The 17,462-nt window shown below is 68.4% G+C and carries 15 protein-coding genes; 8 read left to right on the top strand and 7 right to left on the bottom strand.

What is annotated here, in order from left to right; all coding sequences use genetic code 11:
• Window positions 1–94: 94 nt before the first annotated feature.
• Window positions 95–436, bottom strand: a complete 342-nt coding sequence (locus ACIBL3_RS45910) for an STAS domain-containing protein (RefSeq protein ID WP_396360359.1) — start codon at window positions 434–436, stop codon at window positions 95–97.
• Between the two features lie 134 nt (window positions 437–570).
• On the opposite strand from ACIBL3_RS45910, the gene ACIBL3_RS45905 reads away from it, so the two are divergent.
• The 5 genes from ACIBL3_RS45905 (at window position 571) to sppA (ending at window position 5,393) form a co-directional block, all read left to right on the top strand.
• Entirely contained in the window at window positions 571–894 is a 324-nt protein-coding gene (locus ACIBL3_RS45905; RefSeq protein ID WP_396360358.1) for a hypothetical protein, read from the top strand.
• Window positions 895–1,009: 115 nt separating this feature from the next.
• Window positions 1,010–1,621, top strand: a complete 612-nt coding sequence (locus tag ACIBL3_RS45900) for an RNA polymerase sigma factor (protein WP_396360357.1) — start codon at window positions 1,010–1,012, stop codon at window positions 1,619–1,621.
• Window positions 1,618–2,622 carry a CU044_5270 family protein gene (locus ACIBL3_RS45895; RefSeq protein WP_396360356.1) on the top strand — a complete coding sequence of 335 codons (1,005 nt, stop codon included), beginning with the start codon at window positions 1,618–1,620 and terminating at the stop codon, window positions 2,620–2,622. Before ACIBL3_RS45900 ends, ACIBL3_RS45895 begins: the two co-directional genes overlap by 4 nt.
• Window positions 2,623–2,696: 74 nt before the next feature.
• Window positions 2,697–3,665, top strand: coding sequence for a hypothetical protein (locus ACIBL3_RS45890; RefSeq protein WP_396360355.1), 969 nt, complete (start codon window positions 2,697–2,699; stop codon window positions 3,663–3,665).
• Window positions 3,666–3,740: 75 nt separating this feature from the next.
• Entirely contained in the window at window positions 3,741–5,393 is a 1,653-nt protein-coding gene (sppA, locus tag ACIBL3_RS45885; RefSeq protein WP_396360354.1) for a signal peptide peptidase SppA, read from the top strand.
• On the opposite strand, the gene ACIBL3_RS45880 is transcribed toward sppA, so the two are convergent.
• Window positions 5,374–6,687 (bottom strand): FAD-binding oxidoreductase, encoded by a 1,314-nt coding sequence (locus ACIBL3_RS45880; RefSeq protein ID WP_396360353.1) that lies wholly within the window; start codon window positions 6,685–6,687, stop codon window positions 5,374–5,376. The genes sppA and ACIBL3_RS45880 overlap by 20 nt on opposite strands.
• On the bottom strand, window positions 6,684–7,268 hold the full coding sequence (locus ACIBL3_RS45875) for a cob(I)yrinic acid a,c-diamide adenosyltransferase (RefSeq protein WP_396360352.1): 585 nt from the start codon (window positions 7,266–7,268) through the stop codon (window positions 6,684–6,686). The genes ACIBL3_RS45880 and ACIBL3_RS45875 overlap by 4 nt, the downstream gene beginning before the upstream one ends.
• Before the next feature lie 50 nt (window positions 7,269–7,318).
• Here ACIBL3_RS45875 and murA point away from each other — a divergent pair, with 50 nt between their 5' ends.
• Window positions 7,319–8,605 (top strand): UDP-N-acetylglucosamine 1-carboxyvinyltransferase, encoded by a 1,287-nt coding sequence (gene murA, locus ACIBL3_RS45870; RefSeq protein ID WP_396360351.1) that lies wholly within the window; start codon window positions 7,319–7,321, stop codon window positions 8,603–8,605.
• 22 nt (window positions 8,606–8,627) lie between these two features.
• On the top strand, window positions 8,628–9,800 hold the full coding sequence (fabV, locus tag ACIBL3_RS45865) for an enoyl-[acyl-carrier-protein] reductase FabV (RefSeq protein WP_396360350.1): 1,173 nt from the start codon (window positions 8,628–8,630) through the stop codon (window positions 9,798–9,800).
• 48 nt (window positions 9,801–9,848) lie between these two features.
• On the opposite strand, the gene ACIBL3_RS45860 is transcribed toward fabV, so the two are convergent.
• Entirely contained in the window at window positions 9,849–12,350 is a 2,502-nt protein-coding gene (locus ACIBL3_RS45860; protein ID WP_396360349.1) for a DEAD/DEAH box helicase, read from the bottom strand.
• Window positions 12,351–12,534: 184 nt separating this feature from the next.
• Between ACIBL3_RS45860 and ACIBL3_RS45855 the strand changes: the two genes are divergently transcribed.
• Window positions 12,535–13,761: an SGNH/GDSL hydrolase family protein gene (locus ACIBL3_RS45855; protein ID WP_396360348.1), complete on the top strand. Its 1,227-nt coding sequence runs from the start codon at window positions 12,535–12,537 to the stop codon at window positions 13,759–13,761.
• Window positions 13,762–13,805: 44 nt separating this feature from the next.
• Here the strand turns inward: ACIBL3_RS45855 and ACIBL3_RS45850 are convergent, their stop codons facing one another.
• From ACIBL3_RS45850 to ACIBL3_RS45840, 3 genes are read right to left on the bottom strand one after another with little or no spacing between them, the layout of a single operon-like run.
• A complete protein-coding gene (locus ACIBL3_RS45850) occupies window positions 13,806–15,425 on the bottom strand; it encodes a hypothetical protein (protein WP_396360347.1) in 1,620 nt (539 codons plus the stop codon).
• Window positions 15,422–16,342, bottom strand: a complete 921-nt coding sequence (locus ACIBL3_RS45845; protein ID WP_396360346.1) for a carbohydrate ABC transporter permease — start codon at window positions 16,340–16,342, stop codon at window positions 15,422–15,424. Before ACIBL3_RS45845 ends, ACIBL3_RS45850 begins: the two co-directional genes overlap by 4 nt.
• Window positions 16,339–17,382, bottom strand: a complete 1,044-nt coding sequence (locus ACIBL3_RS45840; RefSeq protein ID WP_396360345.1) for an ABC transporter permease — start codon at window positions 17,380–17,382, stop codon at window positions 16,339–16,341. Before ACIBL3_RS45840 ends, ACIBL3_RS45845 begins: the two co-directional genes overlap by 4 nt.
• Between the last annotated feature and the right edge of the window lie 80 nt (window positions 17,383–17,462).

Here is a 17,462-nt window from a genome sequence, read left to right as displayed (position 1 = left end):
GGCCTCGATGTGGTTTCATCGTGGCCTTTGCTCCAGTGCGGCGAGATGCCGTGCCGAGTGCCGCGCAGTAGGCGCTGGACCGTCAGACACGGCCTCACGCGCTGATCGGTAAGGGGGTGCGTTCGACGTTGAGGATGCGGTGCAGGCGGGTGACCGCGAGGATGCGGACCACCGAGGGCATCGGGTGCCAGAGCACCAGTTGGCGGCCGAGCAGCTGGGTCCGGCGATGGGTGGCGACCAGCAGCCCGAGCCCGGTCGCGTCGACAGCGTCGACCGACTCCAGGTCGACGATCACGTCGCCGTCGGAGCTGTCGATCACCTGGTTGAGGGTTTGCCGGACGTCGCCCACCGAACGGACGTCCAGGATTCCGGTCAGATGCACGACGTTGGAGGTGGTCGTGTGTGCTGTTGTGTTGTCGTGGGTCGGTGCGAGCATGTCCGTGCCCTCCGCTCTCCCCTGGCGGCCCCCGAGTCATCGGCCGCACTGCAGCGTGTGGAGATAAAGACTCCATGGAGACCCGGAAGGTTGCCAAGACTTCGCGACGATTTATTTCGCGAGACAATGTCTGCGTGTTCGCCGAACAGTACTTCCTGTTCCCACTCGTGGCCATCGCACTGGCCGGGCTGATGGTACTGCTGTGCCGCTGGGCTTTCTCGAAGGCCAAAGGCGGCTCGCTGGTACGGCGTGTCGACCTGCGGCCGGCCGACCGGGACTCCTTCGGACTGCTGATCGGCATCCTGACGATGCCCAGCTACAACGAGGCCCGCGTCAAGGTGTCGATGCTGAAGGACTTCGGCATCAAGGCGACCGCGGCCCGGACCAGGGACGGCTGGACCGTCTACGTCTGGCCCCAGGACGAGACCGCGGCCCGCGGCTTCCTCGACGCTTCCTGACTCCGCTGTCCTCCTGAGAGCGTTCTCGCGCGTCCATTCCCCGGTAGCTCACCGACGTGAGAAGGGGCTGGGCGACATCGGACAAGAAGAGGGTGAGTCGACCCCTAGGAGATCCATGACGCCCGACCTGGCCTTGGCGACGCTTGCGTTCCCGGGCCGGCTGCCGGTGGCCGCCGTACCCGCGGAGGCCGACGAGGACGGCCGGACGCTGGAGGCGTCGGTGCGGGAGCCGGACCGGTTCACGCTGATCTTCGACCGGTACTTCGGGCAGGTGCACGCGTACGTCGCCCGGCGGCTGGGGACCGATATCGCCGACGACCTGGCGGCGGAGACGTTCCTGATCGCGTTCCGGCAGCGGGAGCGCTTCGACCGGCGGCACGGGGTTGTGCGGGCGTGGCTGTACGGCATCGCGACCAACCTGATCCGGCGGCACCGGCGCGACGAGGTGCGCGCCTGGCGGGCGATCGCGAAACTCCCGCCGCCGGTGGAGTCCGTCGACGACGAGGAACGGATCGCGGCCCAGGTCACCGCGCAGGGGGTCGGCCGTGAGCTGGCGGCGGCGCTGGCGAAGGTGTCCGCCAAAGACCGTGAGGTGCTGTTGCTGGTGGCGCTCGGCCAACTCACGTACGACGAGGTGGCCGCGGCACTCGGGATCGCCTACGGCACCGTCTGCTCCCGACTCTCGAGAGCCCGCCGCATCCTCCGCGACACGCTGGAGCCCCTGTGAACGACCTGGAGCGAATCCGCAAAGCCTTCCCGGAAGCCGAGGCGCCCTCCGCACAGGCGACCGCCGCTGCGCGCCGGCAAGTCGAAGCACTGATCCGTGAGGCGGAGAGTGACCACGGCGGAAGGGTGTACGCCTTCCGCAGTATGGCTCGGGCCGGGTGGATTGGGAGTGTGGTGACTGCTGTTACTGCTGTGCTCACTGTGGTGGGGTTGGGGGTGCCGTTGCTGCATGGGGTGGATGGGGTTGGGGAGGCGGCGCCGGCGACGGTTACGCCTAGTGCGCCGCGGTTGGCGAGTGCGAGTCGGGTGTTGATTGCGGTCGCTCAACTGCAGGAGACGGACGAGAAGGTGTCCGGGAAGTTCTTCCGGGTGCGGAGTCTGCAGGTGAACGGGACGCGGCGGGTGGTCACCGAGAGCTGGATGCCGATGAAGCCCGGCGTGCAGTCCTGGTTCGGCTGGGTGAGCCTGACCTCGCCCACCGAGCCGGTCGTGAACAAGATGGCCTTCGACGAGGTCCCGCCCGGCTACTACCTGACCGGCGACAAGCCGCTGACCGCACAGCAGATCGCGGCCCTCCCGACCGACCCGGTCAAGCTCCGCGCGGTGTTGTCCCGCGCCGCCGACCCCGAAGCAACAGCGAGCGAGCGCGAGTACGTCGTCTTCGCCGCCGCCGGCCGTCTGCTGTTCGAGATGCCGTCCCCGCCGAAGCTGCGCGGCGCCGCCCTCCGCGTGCTCGCCACCCTGCCCGACACCCGGGTCCGGACCGACGTGAAGGACCCGATCGGCCGGATCGGCACCGAGATCATCTTCACGCCAGACCCGTCGATGCCCAGCGCCGGCAAGACGTTCCTGCACCGCGGCGGCGCCCGCTACATCATCGACCCGGTCACGGGCCGCCTGCTGAGCTCGTCGTACCGCGGGTTCAAGCCCGGCGCCACCGTGGTGCTCGAATCCGGCTGGACCGACGAGAAGCCCAAGCCGCCCTCACGGGCCGTCCGCTGACCTGTAACACCAGGTCCGGGCGCCCCGATATGGGTGCGGCACGCCCCATCAGGGCGTCTACGAAGGGAATCTCGTTGAAGAGCATGCGACGCGCTGCGCTGGTGATGGCCGCTTTCGGCCTGGCCGCGGCAGCAGCGGTCCCGGCGACCGCCGGGGCCGAGACCCCGAAGCCGGACACTTTCCGGGAGGCCGGCCAGGCGGCGGCCAAGGTCCCGACCACCGCGGCCCAGGCCGCCGCGGCCGCCTGTGGACTGTCGATCGGCGCGGTGAACTGGTGGACCGGCACGGCCAGCGGGTACGACGTCACCGCCACCAACCCGCTGACAGTCAGCCCGCTGGAGAGCTACAAGCTGTTCGGCGTCCGGGCCAGCACCAGCTGGTACTACACCGAGGACGCCGACGAGTCCTACTTCTCGGGTCTGATCCTGCAGAACTCGAACCTGTACTCCGTCGACGTCGCGTACGACGGCGTCGCGCCCGAGCCGAAGGTCTCCGCGGTCAAGGTGGGCACCGGCTGGAGCGGGTTCGGCAAGATCGTCCTGTCCAACTACGTCCAGGGCACCAAGCCGCACTCGTACCTGTACGGCCTGCACTCCAACGGCTCGCTCTACCGGTACACGATGACCAGCGCCGGGATCCGAAACTGGGGGTCGGCTCCGGGCTTCGGCTCGGTCAAGAACGTGACGCTGATCGCTGAGACCGCGACGTACGACACGCTGCTCGTCAGCACGTTCGGCGGCTCGCTCTACACGGTCCGGGTGCCGCTGACGGCTCCGATGAAGCCGGTGGTGAAGAAGGTCCGCAGCACCGGGTGGGTCAAGTACCAGGCGCTGATCGCCCAGCGTTGCGGCGCCACCAGCACTCTGCTGGCCGCGATCGACTACAACGCCCGCACGGTGAGCTTGTTCGCGGTCAGCCGCGCCACCGGTGAGTCGACGATCATCAAGGGCCTCGGCACCGCCGCCGTCCCTGCGGACAGCGTGGAAAGCTACGTCCAGTTCCTCCTGACCGGCTCCGGAGGCCCGCAGCTCGTCGGCGAGTGATTCTGCAGCCTCTGACTGCCCCGCTCGGCGCTGCCGGGCGGGGCAGTTCTTTTGCGCACCGTCTAGGGTCGGGGTATGGGGATTCTGCTGGAGCTGGATCTGACCAGGGGTGTGCTCGAGACGCCGCCCGCCTCGCCGGTGGCCGCGTTCCGGGCGCGGCACCTGCCGACCCTGCGGGAGCTGGTGGCAGCCCTCCGGAAAGGCGCGCGCGACGACAATGTCGTCGGCCTGATCGCCCATGTCGGCGGGCATCGGCTGTCACTCGCCCAGGTGCAGGACCTGCGCGAGGCGGTCGCGGACTTCCGGACGTCGGGCAAGGCCGCGATCGTCTGGACCGAGTCGTTCGGCGAGACCGGCCAGGGAACCGTGCCGTACTACCTGGCCACCGCGTTCGACGAGATCTGGCTGCAGCCGTCGGGTGACCTCGCGATCACCGGGATCTCGGTGCAGGCCGTCTTCGTGCGCGGCGCGCTGGACAAGGCCGGGGTGATCCCGCAGTTCGGTAAGCGCCGGGAGTACAAGACCGCGGCGGACACGTTCACCGAGAAGGAGATGACCGAGCCGGCTCGCGAGATGGCGTCGCGGCTGGCGGAGTCGGCGTACGAGCAGATCGTCGAGGGCATCGCCGTACGGCGCCGGCTGGACGTCTCGCGCGTGCGGGACCTCGTGAACACCGCGCCGCTGCCTGCTCAGACCGGCCTCGAGGTGGGACTTGTCGACCGGCTCGGCTACCGCTCCGACGTGTACGACGAGCTGCGCAAGGGGCTCGGTGAGACGACCAGGCTGCTGGCCGAGCGGTACATCCGGCGCGGGCCACGGACCCTGCAGGACCTGCGAAAGCAGTTGCCGTGGCCGCAGAAGCCGGTGGTGGCCGTCGTACGCATCTCGGGCGGGATCACGGTGGGCCGCAACTCCAACAGCCCACTCGGTGGACCCGGCTCGGGCTCCGACACCGTCGGCGCGGCGCTGCGTGCAGTGGCGGACAACGAGAAGGTGAGGGCCGTCGTACTGCGGGTGGACAGCCCAGGCGGCTCGTACGTCGCCTCGGACGCGATCCGGAACGAGGTCCTCCGGCTGCGGTCCACCGGGCGGCCGGTGATCGCGTCGATGGGCAGCGTGGCGGCATCCGGTGGGTACTTCGTCTCGATGCCCGCCGACGTGATCGTCGCGCAACCGGGCACCATCACCGGCTCGATCGGCGTGCTGTCCGGCAAGGGCGTCGTACGGGACGCGCTCGGCCGGATCGGGATCTCGCAGGAGGCCGTGTCGGAGGGCGAGAACGCGCGGATGTACTCCGCGCAGGAGGAGTTCACCGACGAGCAGTGGGCGCGGCTGGAGGAGACGCTCGACCGCATCTACAAGGACTTCGTCGCCAAGGCGGCGCAGGACCGCGGGCTGCCGGAGCAGCAGCTGGAGGGGCTCGCTCGCGGCCGGGTCTGGACCGGCGCGGACGCCCACAGCCGCAAGCTCGTGGACGAGCTCGGCGGGTTCCAGCACGCGCTGACGATCGCCTGCAACCGGGCCGGTCTGGATCGCGACAACATCGCGCTGGCAACCGTCCCGCACCGCAACCTGCTGGACCGCCTGCGCGCACCCACCACGACCGACGACCTGGCCGTCCGTGCCCAAGCGCTGACGCTCGACGGCCTGACCACGGGTCTCTACAGCGCGCTCGGCCTGCCGCCCGAGGGCCTGCTGCGGATGCCGCTCAACTGGCAGCTGGCGTGATCGACTGCGGGAAGGCGAAGAAGCCCTCCGGGTCGTAGGCCTGCTTGACCTTGCGCAGCCGGTCGAGGTTCTCGCCGTGGTACGCCGTCAACGCGTCGGCCAGCATGGGATCGGGGAAGTTCGGATAGACCCGCCCGGAGCTGAACGGCTCGAGCGGCCGGAACAGCCCGGCCAGCGTGGACCTCAGCTCAGCCTCAGTCGCCTGAAGTGCCTCCTCGCTCGCCGGTAGTTGGGTGCCGGTGACGAGCTCGACCAGGAAGGCCTGGTCGCGATGCGCGAAGGCGCTCCAGTCGAGGTCGTGCCGGTTGTACTCGCCGCCCATCGGCGTGAGGTTCAGCTCGGCATCGCCGAGACCGGCCAGCACCTCCCGCCAGATCCCGCCGGGAACGCTGCCCGCGAAGAACGCCGACTTGCTGACATCCAGCCGCGGCTGTTCGCGCTCGACGTCACCGAGGCCGACCACCGACCGCTTGAGCGCGCGGTACGGCATCCGGGCGATCGCGGTCGAGGCGGGCTCACTGCCGACCGCGACCACGAGGCGGTCGACCTGATCCAGGTCGTCGACGACGAGCCCGAACACGTGGACGCCCTCAGGCGTGACCTTGACCGCCACATTGACTTCATCCGGCGCGTACGGCGCCCAGCGCTGCCAGGCATCGACCACACCAACCGCGTGGTCGCGCGGCCAGGTCAGGTGCAGCCGATGCGCAGTCGGTGACGGCACACCGGTGAACCACAGTCTCGTGACTACACCGAACTGCCCACCGCCGGCGCCACGGATCGCCCAGAACAGGTCCGCGTGCTCGTCCGGTGCACAGCGCACAACGCGGCCGTCAGCGAGCACGAGCTCGGCCGCGACCAGTTTGTCCGAGGTCAGCCCGTGCAGCCTGCCCAGCAGACCGATCCCGCCGCCGAGCACCAGGCCGGCGATCCCGACCGTCTCACCGCAACCGGCTGGAATGGTCAGGCCGACTTCGTCGAGGGCGTCGTACACCGCAGGCAGCCGGACGCCCGCGCCGACGCGGACCGCGTTGTCAGTGACGTCGATCGACGCCATCGGCGAGACGTCGAGGACGACGCCGGTCGTGGTCGACCGCCCGGCGAAGCAGTGACCGCCGCTGCGAGGCACGACCGGTTGACCGGTACGGCGTGCCTCGGCCAACACGTCGGCCACATCGGCCGGAGTTGCGCACAAGGCGATCGCGGCCGGCTGCACCTCGCCGTACCGGGGCATGGCCGGCCGGCGGGCCGCCTCGTACTCGGCGGAACCCGGCCGGAGCCAGCGAACCGTCACGTGGTGCGTTCGCCGCCCGGGACCCAGAGGACGTCGCCGCCCGACGACAGGTTCGCGACCCGGCCGAGGATGAACAGCAGGTCGGACAGGCGGTTCAGGTAGGTCAGGGCGAGCAGGTTGATCGACGGGCCGTGCGCCTCGACGGCGGCCCAGCCGGCTCGCTCGGCCCGCCGTACGACGGTGCGGGCGACGTTCAGGTACGCGGCGCCCTCGGTGCCGCCGGGCAGGATGAACGAGCGGAGCTTGGTCAGCCGGCTGTTGTAGTCGTCGCACCAGCCCTCGAGGCGGTCGATGTACTCCTGGGTGATCCGCAGCGGCGGGTACTGCGGATTCGGCGTGACCGGGTTGCACAGGTCGGCGCCGACGTCGAACAGGTCGTTCTGGATCCGGTTCAGCAGGACGACCAGGGTGCTGTTCAGGTGCCCGGCAGCGATGGCCACCCCGATCGCGGAGTTCGCCTCGTCCACCTCGCCGTACGCGGCCAGCCGCGGATCGGTCTTCGAAGTCGTCGAGTTGTCGCCCAGTCGGGTCTCGCCGGCGTCACCGGTCCGGGTGTAGATCCGCGTCAAGTTCACAGCCATGGCAAGGACTCTACGCATAGGCCGGATCCGTTAAACGCTACAGTCGGCTGGTGGAACGGTTTCGAATCGCGGGTGAGGCACGGCTCGAGGGAGCCGTCGAAGTTGCTGGTGCGAAGAACAGCGTGCTGAAGCTGATGGCAGCGGCACTGCTGGCGGAAGGTACGACGCTGCTGCGGCAGGTACCGAGCATCCTCGACGTCACCTTCATGGCCCAGTTGCTGGACACGCTCGGTTGCCAGGTGACCGTCGACGCGGACGAGCGGACCGCGACGATCGCCGTACCGAGTGAGGTCGGTCACCAGTGCGACTACGAGCTGGTCCGCAAGCTGCGGGCGTCGATCTCGGTGCTCGGGCCGCTGCTGGCGCGCTGCGGGCAGGCGGAGGTGGCGCTGCCTGGCGGTGACAACATCGGCTCGCGCGGGCTGAACATGCACGTCGCCGGCCTGGAGGCGATGGGCGCGAAGGTGCACATCGAGCACGGTTTCGTGATCGCCGAGGCGCCGCAGGGCCTGCACGGCGCCGAGGTCTGGCTCGACTTCCCGAGTGTCGGGGCGACCGAGACGATCATGATGGCGGCCGTGCTGGCGCGCGGTACGACGGTGATCGAGAACGCGGCCCGGGAGCCGGAGATCCAGGACATCGCCGCGATGCTGGTCGAGATGGGCGCCCAGATCGACGGCGCCGGCACACCGCGGATCGAGATCACCGGCGTGCCCGGACCGCTGCGACCGGTCGAGCACGTCGTCGTGCCGGACCGGATAGTGTCCGGCAGCTGGGCGTTCGCGGCGGCGATCACCAAGGGTGACGTGACGGTCTCGAACGGCCACGCCGAGCACCTCGAGCTGCCGCTGGACAAGCTGCACAAGGCGGGTGCGGAGATCACCGTCATGGAGTCCGGGTTTCGGGTCCGGATGCAGGACCGGCCGAAGCCGGTGGACGTGGTCACGCTGCCGTACCCCGGTTTCGCCACCGACCTGCAGGCGTTCGTGATCGCGCTGAACGCGGTGAGTGACGGCGCGGCGATGGTGACGGAGAACCTCTTCGAGGGCCGGTTCACGTTCGCGCAGGAGCTGACCCGGCTCGGCGCCCAGATCCAGACCGACGGTCACCACGCGGTCGTCCGGGGCGTTCCGCGGCTCTCGGGTGCACCGGTCGTCGCGTCCGACATCCGGGCCGGCGCGGCCCTGGTCCTCGCCGGCCTCGCGGCCGAGGGCGAGACCCTGGTGTCCGCCGCGCACCACGTGCACCGCGGCTACACCGACTTCGCCGGCAACCTCCGCCGTTTGGGGGCCGACGTCACAGTCGAACCGGATGACGCGGAGATGTACTGGAACTAGTTGCCCCGTTAGGGTCTTGCGCATGACTGAGCGCGTGATCAAGCCCCTCGGCCGTGGATTTCTCTTTCTGGACTCGCATCCGGCAGGGTGTGTCCGGCTGGTCCGTGACGCGGCCGCGCAGGTCGAGCGGCGGGCACCGGAACGCCGAACGGCGCTGGTGATCGGGTCGAGCTCAGGCTATGGGTTGGCCGCGACGATCGCGGGGTTGGCGCGCTACGGGATCGACGGTGTCGGGGTGTCCTTCGAGAAGGCGCCGACAGCTCGTCGTACGGCGACCGCGGGCTGGTACCGCACAGCCGAGACGGCTGCGCTGGCCGCCGAGTTCGGGCGCGACTTCCGGTTCGTCAACGCGGACGCGTTCGCGGACACCACGAAGACCGAGGTGCTCGACCTGATCGCCGAGCGGTGGGGCGGGATCGACCACCTGATCTACAGCGTCGCCGCACCGCGCCGCGTCGACCCGCGCGATGGCGAGACGTACCAGTCGGCGCTCAAGGCGATCGGCGCCGCGCACACCACCAAGAGCCTTGCGTTCGAGGACGGGCAGCCGGTGCTCCAGGAGGTCGGGATCGACGTCGCGACCGAGGACGAGATCGCGCAGACGATCAAGGTGATGGGCGGCGAGGACTGGTCCCGCTGGATCACTGCTCTGTCCGACCGCGGTCTGCTCAAGCCGGGCTTCAACACGGTTGCGCTCACCTATATCGGCTCCGAGCTCACCGGGCCGATCTACCGGCAGGGTTCGATCGGTGCGGCGAAGGCCGACCTGGAGCAGACCGCGCTGACGTTGAGCAAGGACGGCGGAGTGCAGGCGATGACGTCGGTGAACGGTGCCGCCGTCACTCAAGCGTCGTCCGCGATCCCCGGTATCGGCCTCTACGTCAGCCTCCTGCACAAGGTCCTCGGTGACGGGTTGCAGACCCCGATCCAGCAGTCGATCGCGTTGTGGGACCAGCTCACCGGCGAGACCCCGCTGGACCTCGACGAGGAGGGCCGGATCCGCCTGGATCGGTGGGAGCTGACCGACGACGTCCAGGCCGCCGTACGGTCCGCGTGGGAGTCCGCGACGCAGGACAACATCGCGGACGTGGCCGACACCGCGTGGTTCCTCGCCGAGGTACGGCGCCTCTACGGCTTCGACGTACCGGGTGTCGACTACGACGCGGAGACCGAGGTCGACGTCAGCTGGCCCTAGCCTCGGGCGCGTTCGTCCGGGAGGTGCGGACGCTCGAGACGCCGGTGACTACAGCGGCTTGAACGACACCATTTCGAGGACGAGGTCACCGGCTTCGTCGGACGCCCCGAGGTCGACGGACGCGGTGATACGCCAGTCGTGGTTGCCCTCGGGGTCGTCGATGATCTGCTGGACCTCCCAGTAGCCGGGGTGCTCCTCGACCATGAAGAGGGCCGGACCACGGGCTTCCGGGCCGGTGTTCAGGGTGGAGTGCTCGGCGTAGTACGCCGTACCGGCCTCGGCCCAGCGGGCGGCGTCCCAGCCCGCGTCGGTGTCGAGTTGGCCGAGCTCCGCCCAGCGATGCAGGGAGATCAGCTCGACCCGGCGGAACATGGCATTGCGAACCAGGACCCGGAATGCCCTGCTGTTCAGGGTGATCCGGCGCGGTCCGGCCGGAGTCGGCTCGGCGACCTCCTCGTCCACCGGGTTGGTGAGCTCCTCCCACTCGTCGAGCAGGCTGGAGTCGGTCTGCCGGACCACCTCGCCGAGCCACTCGATGATGTCGGTGAGGTCGTCGTTCACCTTGTCCGGCGGAACCGTCTGGCGGAGCGCCTTGTAAGTATCGCTCAGGTAGCGCAGCACGATCCCCTCGGACCGCGCGAGCCCGTAGAACCCGATGAACTCGCCGAACGTCATCGCCCGCTCGAACATGTCCCGGACCACCGACTTCGGCGACAACCCGGTGTCGGCGATCCACGGATGCGTCTGGCGGTACATCTCGAACGTTGCCTCGAGCAACTCGCTGAGCGGCTTCGGCCAGCTCACGTCCTCGAGCAGCTCCATCCGCTCCTCGTACTCGATGCCCTCGGCCTTCATCGCGTTGACCGCCTCGCCCTTGGCGTGGTGCTCCTGGGCCCACAGCACCGCCCGCGGGTCCTCGAGGGTCGCCTCGATGATGGAGACCACGTCCAGCGCGTACTCCGGGCTCTCGGGGTCGAGCAGGTCGAGGGCGGCCAGGGCGAACGTCGACAACGGCTGGTTGAGGCTGAAGTCCTTCTGCAGGTCCACGGTCAGCCGCAGGGTCCGGCCGTACTCGTCGGGTTCGTCGAGGCGCTCGACCACGCCCGCGGTCAGCAGGGTCCGGTAGATCTGGATCGCCCGGCGGATCAGCCGGACCTGGGTCCGGGCGTCCTCGTGGTTGTCGCGGAGCAGGTGCCGCATGCTCGCGAACGCGTCACCGTCGCGGGCGATCACGTTCAGCAGCATCGCGTGGCTGACCCGCATCCGCGACTGCAGCGCCTCCGGCTCGGCCGCGACCAGCCGGTCGAACGTGTCCTCGCCCCAGGTGACGAACCCCTCCGGCGGCTTCTTCCGCTGCACCTTGCGCTGCTTCTTCGGGTCGTCGCCGGCCTTCGCCAGCGCCTTCACGTTCTCGACCACGTGGTCCGGCGCCTGCACGACGACCGTCCCCGACGTGTCGTAGCCGGCTCGTCCCGCCCGGCCCGCGATCTGGTGGAACTCCCGCGCCTTCAGGATCCGTTGCCGGCGTCCGTCGTACTTGCTCAGGGCGGTGAGTACGACGGTCCGGATCGGGACGTTGATGCCGACGCCGAGGGTGTCGGTGCCGCAGATGACCTTGAGCAGGCCGGCTTGCGCGAGCTGCTCGACCAGCCGGCGGTACTTCGGCAGCATGCCGGCGTGGTGGACGCCGATGCCGTGCTTCACCAGCCGCTGCAGGGTCCGGCCGAAGCCCTTGCTGAACCGGAAGTTGCCGATCAGCTCGTTGATCTTCTCCTTCTCCTCCTTGGCGGAGACGTTGATGCTGGTCAGCGCCTGGGCACGTTCGAGCGCGGCGGCCTGGGTGAAGTGGACGACGTACACCGGCGCCTGGTGTGTCGTGAGCAACTCCTCGAGCGTCTCGTGCAGCGCGGTGGTGACGTACTTGTAGATCAGCGGCACCGGACGCTCGGCGCTCGACACGATCGCGGTCGGGCGGCCGGTCCGCCGGGACAGGTCGATCTTGAACCGCTCGACGTCGCCGAGCGTCGCCGACATCAGGATGAACTGCGCGTTCGGCAGCTCGAGCAGCGGGACCTGCCAGGCCCAGCCGCGATCGGGCTCGGAGTAGAAGTGGAACTCGTCCATCACCACCTGACCGACGTCGGCGTCGGCGCCCTCGCGCAGCGCGACGTTGGCGAGCACCTCGGCGGTGCAGCAGATGATCGGCGCCCCGGCGTTCACCGACGCGTCACCGGTCAGCATGCCGACCTTGTCGGCCCCGAAGACGTCGCACAGCGCGAAGAACTTCTCCGACACCAGCGCCTTGATCGGCGCGGTGTAGAACGTCCGCCGCCCGTTCGCGAGCGCGGCGAAGTGCGACCCGGTGGCGACCAGGCTCTTCCCGGACCCGGTCGGCGTCGACAGGATCACGTTCGACCCCGTCATCACCTCGATCAGCGCCTCCTCCTGCGCCGGGTACAACGAGATCCCCTGCTCCCCCACCCAGGTGGCAAAGGCGTCGTACAGGGCATCGGCATCAGTCACCGCAGGAACATTCTCAGTCAACGTCATCGCAACCCATTGTCCCTTACGGCGCGAAGGACCGAACGACAGGAGGTCAGTCGTCACGGTGGCCGCGTTCCAGCGTGCCTCCTGTCGTTCGGTCCCCAACCACTCATCGCCGGAAACGGGCCGCTGGGCGCTGCAACAAGTGCAACGCGTTGAGGTTATATCTATTCAGCGGTGACTTGGCAGAATGGATACTTCCTCGTGGCGCCGGGTTGGCGCGAGTTTGCTGGTGATGGTGGTGGGGGCGGCGGGGCTGGTGGAGTCCGCGGGTTCGGAGGGTGGGGACGATGTTGGCGGCACGCAGTTGGTGACGACCTGGGGTGCCAGTGATGACATCGCGGGTGGGACGTTGAGCGACATGACCGTGCGGAACATCGTGCGGACGAGCGTCGGTGGATCGGATCTGCGGATCCGGCTGACGAACGCGTACGGCGATCAGCCGTTGGTGACCGATTCGGTGTACGTCGGACGGCATCAGGAGGGCGCGTCCGTCGTACCAGGGACGAGCCGGCGACTGACGTTCGGCGGGAAGACGTCGGTGCGGATCCCGCCGGGTGGACTGGCGATCAGTGATCCGTTGCCTGGTCCGGTGCCGGCGCAGACCAGCCTGACCGTGAGTCTGCACGTGGTCGGCCAGACCGGCGTGATCACGGCGCACAACCGCGCGATGCAGCACAGCTACAAGTCGGTCTCCGGTGACCACGCGGCCGACGAGTCGGCGACGCCGTACCAGACCGAGTCGTCGGCGTGGTTCTTCCTCAACGCGGCGATCGTCACGGCGCCGCAGCAGGTCGACACGGTCGCCACGCTGGGCGACTCGATCACCTCCTCGGTCGGTTCGACGATCGACACGAACCGGAGGTGGCCGGACGTGCTCGCCGACCGGTACGCGCAACTGCCCGAGCATCGGCGGCTGGCGATCTCCAACGAGGGCATCTCCGGCAACCGGGTACTGAACGGCGTCGCGAAGGCGGGTAGCGCGGGGCCGAACGCGCTGGCTCGGCTCGATCGGGACGTACTGACGAAACCCGGCGTACGGACTGTTCTTGTGCTGGAAGGGATCAACGACATCTATGCCGGGGCTACCGCTGACGAGTTGATCGACGGTTATCGGCAGCTGATCGCGCGAGTGCACGCGTCCGGGCGGTGCATCGTCGGCGGGACGATCACGCCGGTCGGTGGGTCGTTCGTGTACACGCCGGAGAAGGAGGCGGCTCGGCAGGCGGTCAACACGTTCATCCGCACCAGTGGTGAGTTCGACGGCGTCGTCGACTTCGACGCAGCCACCCGCGACCCCGCCGACCCCACCCGCCTGCAAGCCGAGTACGACGGCGGCGACGGCCTCCACCCCAACGACGCCGGCAGCCACGCCATGGGCCAAGCGGCGAACCTGGACACGCTGCGCTGCAACTAAGAACAGCCGCGTGCACCGCCCTGCAGGCGGTGCACGCGGCGCGTTTACTTGCGGCCTTGGATGGATAGGGCTTGTTCGTATTCGGAGCGGATGGCGTCGCCGCCGGATTTTCGCCAGTCGGCTACTGCCTTGTCCCAGGCGGAGAGGTCGGCTCGGCCCAGTTGGATGTCCTTGGTGAGGGCGTCGAGGCGGCTGGTGAAGACCTTGCCTTTGATGGATTCAGTGGGTGAGTAGAGACCGTACGTCGAGGGCAGGACTGCGGTCGGCAGGACTGCCTCGAGGTGCTTGTACGCCATGTCGACCGCCTCCGGGTGACCCGGGAAGTAGACCGGGTAGCCGCCGTCGGCCAGGTACTGAATCGGGAACTCGCCCAAACAGACCTCGCTCTGACCAGCCTCGGTCAGCACCGGGTCGGTGCCCTTCAGTGTGTAGTGCCGACCAGCCTGCCCGAACTTGCGGAACAGGTACTCCTCGGTCCCGAACGGCGCGGCCATCCAGTTGAGCATCGCCAGCAGCATCTTGGTCCGCTCCGGCGAGCTCGGCCTGATCGCCGCGATCGAGTTGTTCGGCTTGCCGAGCAGCACCCGCCCGGTCTTCCCGGCGGCGTCGCGCACGATCGGAATCGTGATCACGAACTCCTTCACGACGCTGCGCCGGTAGAAGCTCTGGATCGACGAGTACGTGTCCTGGGTCAGCACCGCCGACCCCTGACTGAACCAGACCTTCTGGTTGTGCTTCGCCACCCCGTCGGGATGGATCAGCCCGTCGACGACCATCTGCCGCGTGATCGTCAGCATTTCCTTGTGCTCCGGGAGCTCCCAGCTGTGCACCAGACGACCGTCGCGAACCTCCCAGTCCCTCGGCAGCCCGAGCATCGCGCTCAGCGCCCACTTCGGCGGTACGGCGAAGGCCCACCGCTTCTTCTTCTCGTCCGTGACCGCCTTGGCAACCTTGATCAGCTCGTCCAGGTTCGGCGAACCGAGCTCGACGCCGAGCTTGTCGAGGATGTCCTGCCGCGCCAGCAGCAGGTCCGTCGACATCACCCCGCGCTGGATCGGGACCGCCCGGATGCCCCCGGAGTACACGCACCCGCGCCACGACTCGGTCGACAGGTTGGCGAGGAACGGGTACTCGAGGATCGCGTCGCCGGACAGATGCTCGGTCAGGTCCTGCGCCCGTGCCTCCAGGAACTGCGGCAGGTAGGCGAACCCGCTGTCGACGTTGAACAGGTCTCCGAGCGTGTCGCCCGCCACCGCTGTCGCGAACTTGTTCGGGTAGTCGGTCGCCGAGGTGATGGTCAGGTCCAACGGTGTGCCGAGGCGCTTGTTCAGCTCCTGCCAGTACGGATTGCGGTCCGCGGTCGGCGGGATCGGGTTCGACGTCGGCGCACTCCCGGACACGTCGCTGCCGTTCCCGGGTACGGCGTCCATCGCGCGGACCGGATCAGCCGGGAACCGGTAGAAGCAGTCCGGCATCAACGGGTGCGACTGCGGCAGATCCGGCTTCGGCCCGTCGAACCGCCGGTACGTCGGGAGCTGCACCGGCTTGTTCAGCGCCGCGATGTCGGTCGACCGCGTCACCGTGGCGCAGCCGCTCACCCCGCCGGCGACGGCCGCCGCGGCCAACGAGCTGCCGAGGAATCGCCTTCTGCTGAGCATCGTCATCCCTTCACCGCCCCGGTCAGCATCCCCTTGGCGAAGTGCCGTTGCAGGAACGGGTAGACGATCAGGATCGGCACCAGCGAGATCACCAGGATCGCCATCTGGATCGACTCCTGCGGCGGCAGCTGGTCGGCCGCCGCGCCACCGAGATCACCACTGCTGAGCTCGGTGTTGTTGATGACGTACGTGCGCAACACCAGCTGCAGCGGCCATTTCGCCGTGTCGCTGATGTAGAGCATCGCGCTGAAGAACGCGTTCCAGTACCCGACCGCGTAGAACAGGCCGATCACCGCGAGCACCGCCCGGGACAGCGGCAGCACGATCGACCAGAAGATCCGGAAGTCACCGGCGCCGTCGACGCGCGCCGAGTCGACCACCGAGTCCGGGATGCTCATGAAGAACGCCCGCAGGATGATCACGTTGAAGCCGCTGATCGCGGTCGGCAGGATCAGCGCGAACAGCGAGTCGAGCAGGCCGAACTGCTTGACCACGAGGTAGTTCGGGATCAGTCCGGGGCTGAACAGCAGGCTGAACAGCACGATCATCAGGATCGGCCGCTGCCCGACCGATCCGGGCCGGCTGAGCGCGTACGCCAGCATGGTGGACCCGGCCAGGCTGATGAACGTGCCGCCGATCGTGATCAGGAAGCTCACCGACAGGGCCTGCAGTACGACGCCGCCGTTGAAGATCGTCCGGTACGAGTCGAGGTTGATGCCGTCCGGCCAGAGCACGAAGCCACCGGAGTTGGTGACGTGCGCCTGGCTCGCGATGCTGGTCGAGATCACGCCGATGAACGGGACGACAACGACCAGGCAGCAGAGCACCAGCACGATGCCCTTGATCACCCGAACCGGAACTCCGGGCGCGTCGATCAACTTGGGCTTGCTTGTGGAGCGCAGAAGATTCGTTGATGTGCTCATGCTTTGCGGTACACCCCCGCCTCGCCGAAGACGTGTGCGATCTTGTTGGCGCCGATCACCAGGGCGACGCCGACCAAACCTTTGACCAGTCCGACGGCGGCGGAGACGCCCCATTGGCCGGCCAAGACGCCGTTGTTGTAGACGTAGGTATCCAAGACTTCACTGGCCGGTCTGCCGACCCAGCTCTGCTGCAGGATGATCTGCTCGAACCCGACGGTCAGCGAGTCGCCGAGTCGCAGGATCAGCAGCAGGATGATCAATCCGCGGATGCCCGGCAGCGTGACGTGCAGCAGTTGCCGGAAGCGGGAGGCGCCGTCGACCCGGGCGGCTTCGTAGAGCCCGGTGTCGATCTGGGTCAGGGCGGCCAGGAACAGGATCGTGCCCCAGCCGGTGTCCTTCCAGATCACCTGGCTGGTGAGCAGCGCGATGAAGCTGTCCGGGTTGCCGAGGAAGTCGATCGTGTCGATGCCCCGGGCGCGGAGCATGTTGTTGATCAGGCCGCTGCCGCCGAGGATCTGCTGGAAGATCGCGATCACGATCACCCAGGACAGGAAGTGCGGCAGGTAGAGCACCGACTGGACGATGCGCTTGATCCGCTCCGACAGCAGGCTGTTCAGCAGCAGCGCCAGCGCGATCGGCGCCGGGAAGACGAAGACCACCTGGACCAGCGTGATCAGCAGCGTGTTCTTCAGCGCGTTGAGGAACTCCGCGTCCCCGTTGAAGATCACCGCGAAGTTGTCCAGGCCGACCCAGGCGCTGCGGCCCATCGGCACGAACGGCAGGTACTCCTGGAACGCGATCAGGTTGCCGAGCAACGGCAGGTAGTGGAACGCGAGCATCAGGCCCAGGCCGGGCACCGCCATCAGCAGCAGAACCTTGTCCCGGCGGACTCGGCCCCACCAGGTCAGCTGACCGCCGCGCTTCGGTGGGGCGGATCCCCCGGTGGCGGCGCCCGGGGGTCCGGAACCGGTCACGCCGGCTCGGTCGATGGTGGTGGACTGGTCGATCTGCGGGCTGAGGACTCCGTCTGTTCGAGCCACGCGACACTCCCTGCGTACGTTGCCGGACGCCGCCCTCCGCCGTTGGAGAGCGCTTACCATTACAACGTTGATATCGTGTC

The sequence above is a fragment of the Kribbella sp. NPDC050124 genome (genome assembly GCF_044460355.1).
In the GTDB taxonomy this organism is placed as follows: domain Bacteria; phylum Actinomycetota; class Actinomycetes; order Propionibacteriales; family Kribbellaceae; genus Kribbella.
The sequence above is the reverse complement of the archived record's forward strand: the minus strand, read 5'-3'. Positions and strand labels throughout refer to the sequence as shown.

Bases quoted from the DNA above. Each gene is read 5' to 3' on its own strand.
- ACIBL3_RS45860 (WP_396360349.1), bottom strand. From the start codon at position 12,350: ATGACGTTGACTGAGAATGTTCCTGCGGTGACTGATGCCGATGCCCTG.
- ACIBL3_RS45910 (WP_396360359.1), bottom strand. From the start codon at position 436: ATGCTCGCACCGACCCACGACAACACAACAGCACACACGACCACCTCC.
- sppA (WP_396360354.1), top strand. From the start codon at position 3,741: ATGGGGATTCTGCTGGAGCTGGATCTGACCAGGGGTGTGCTCGAGACG.
- ACIBL3_RS45855 (WP_396360348.1), top strand. From the start codon at position 12,535: ATGGATACTTCCTCGTGGCGCCGGGTTGGCGCGAGTTTGCTGGTGATG.
- ACIBL3_RS45900 (WP_396360357.1), top strand. From the start codon at position 1,010: ATGACGCCCGACCTGGCCTTGGCGACGCTTGCGTTCCCGGGCCGGCTG.
- ACIBL3_RS45845 (WP_396360346.1), bottom strand. From the start codon at position 16,342: ATGAGCACATCAACGAATCTTCTGCGCTCCACAAGCAAGCCCAAGTTG.
- fabV (WP_396360350.1), top strand. From the start codon at position 8,628: ATGACTGAGCGCGTGATCAAGCCCCTCGGCCGTGGATTTCTCTTTCTG.
- ACIBL3_RS45850 (WP_396360347.1), bottom strand. From the start codon at position 15,425: ATGACGATGCTCAGCAGAAGGCGATTCCTCGGCAGCTCGTTGGCCGCG.
- ACIBL3_RS45875 (WP_396360352.1), bottom strand. From the start codon at position 7,268: ATGGCTGTGAACTTGACGCGGATCTACACCCGGACCGGTGACGCCGGC.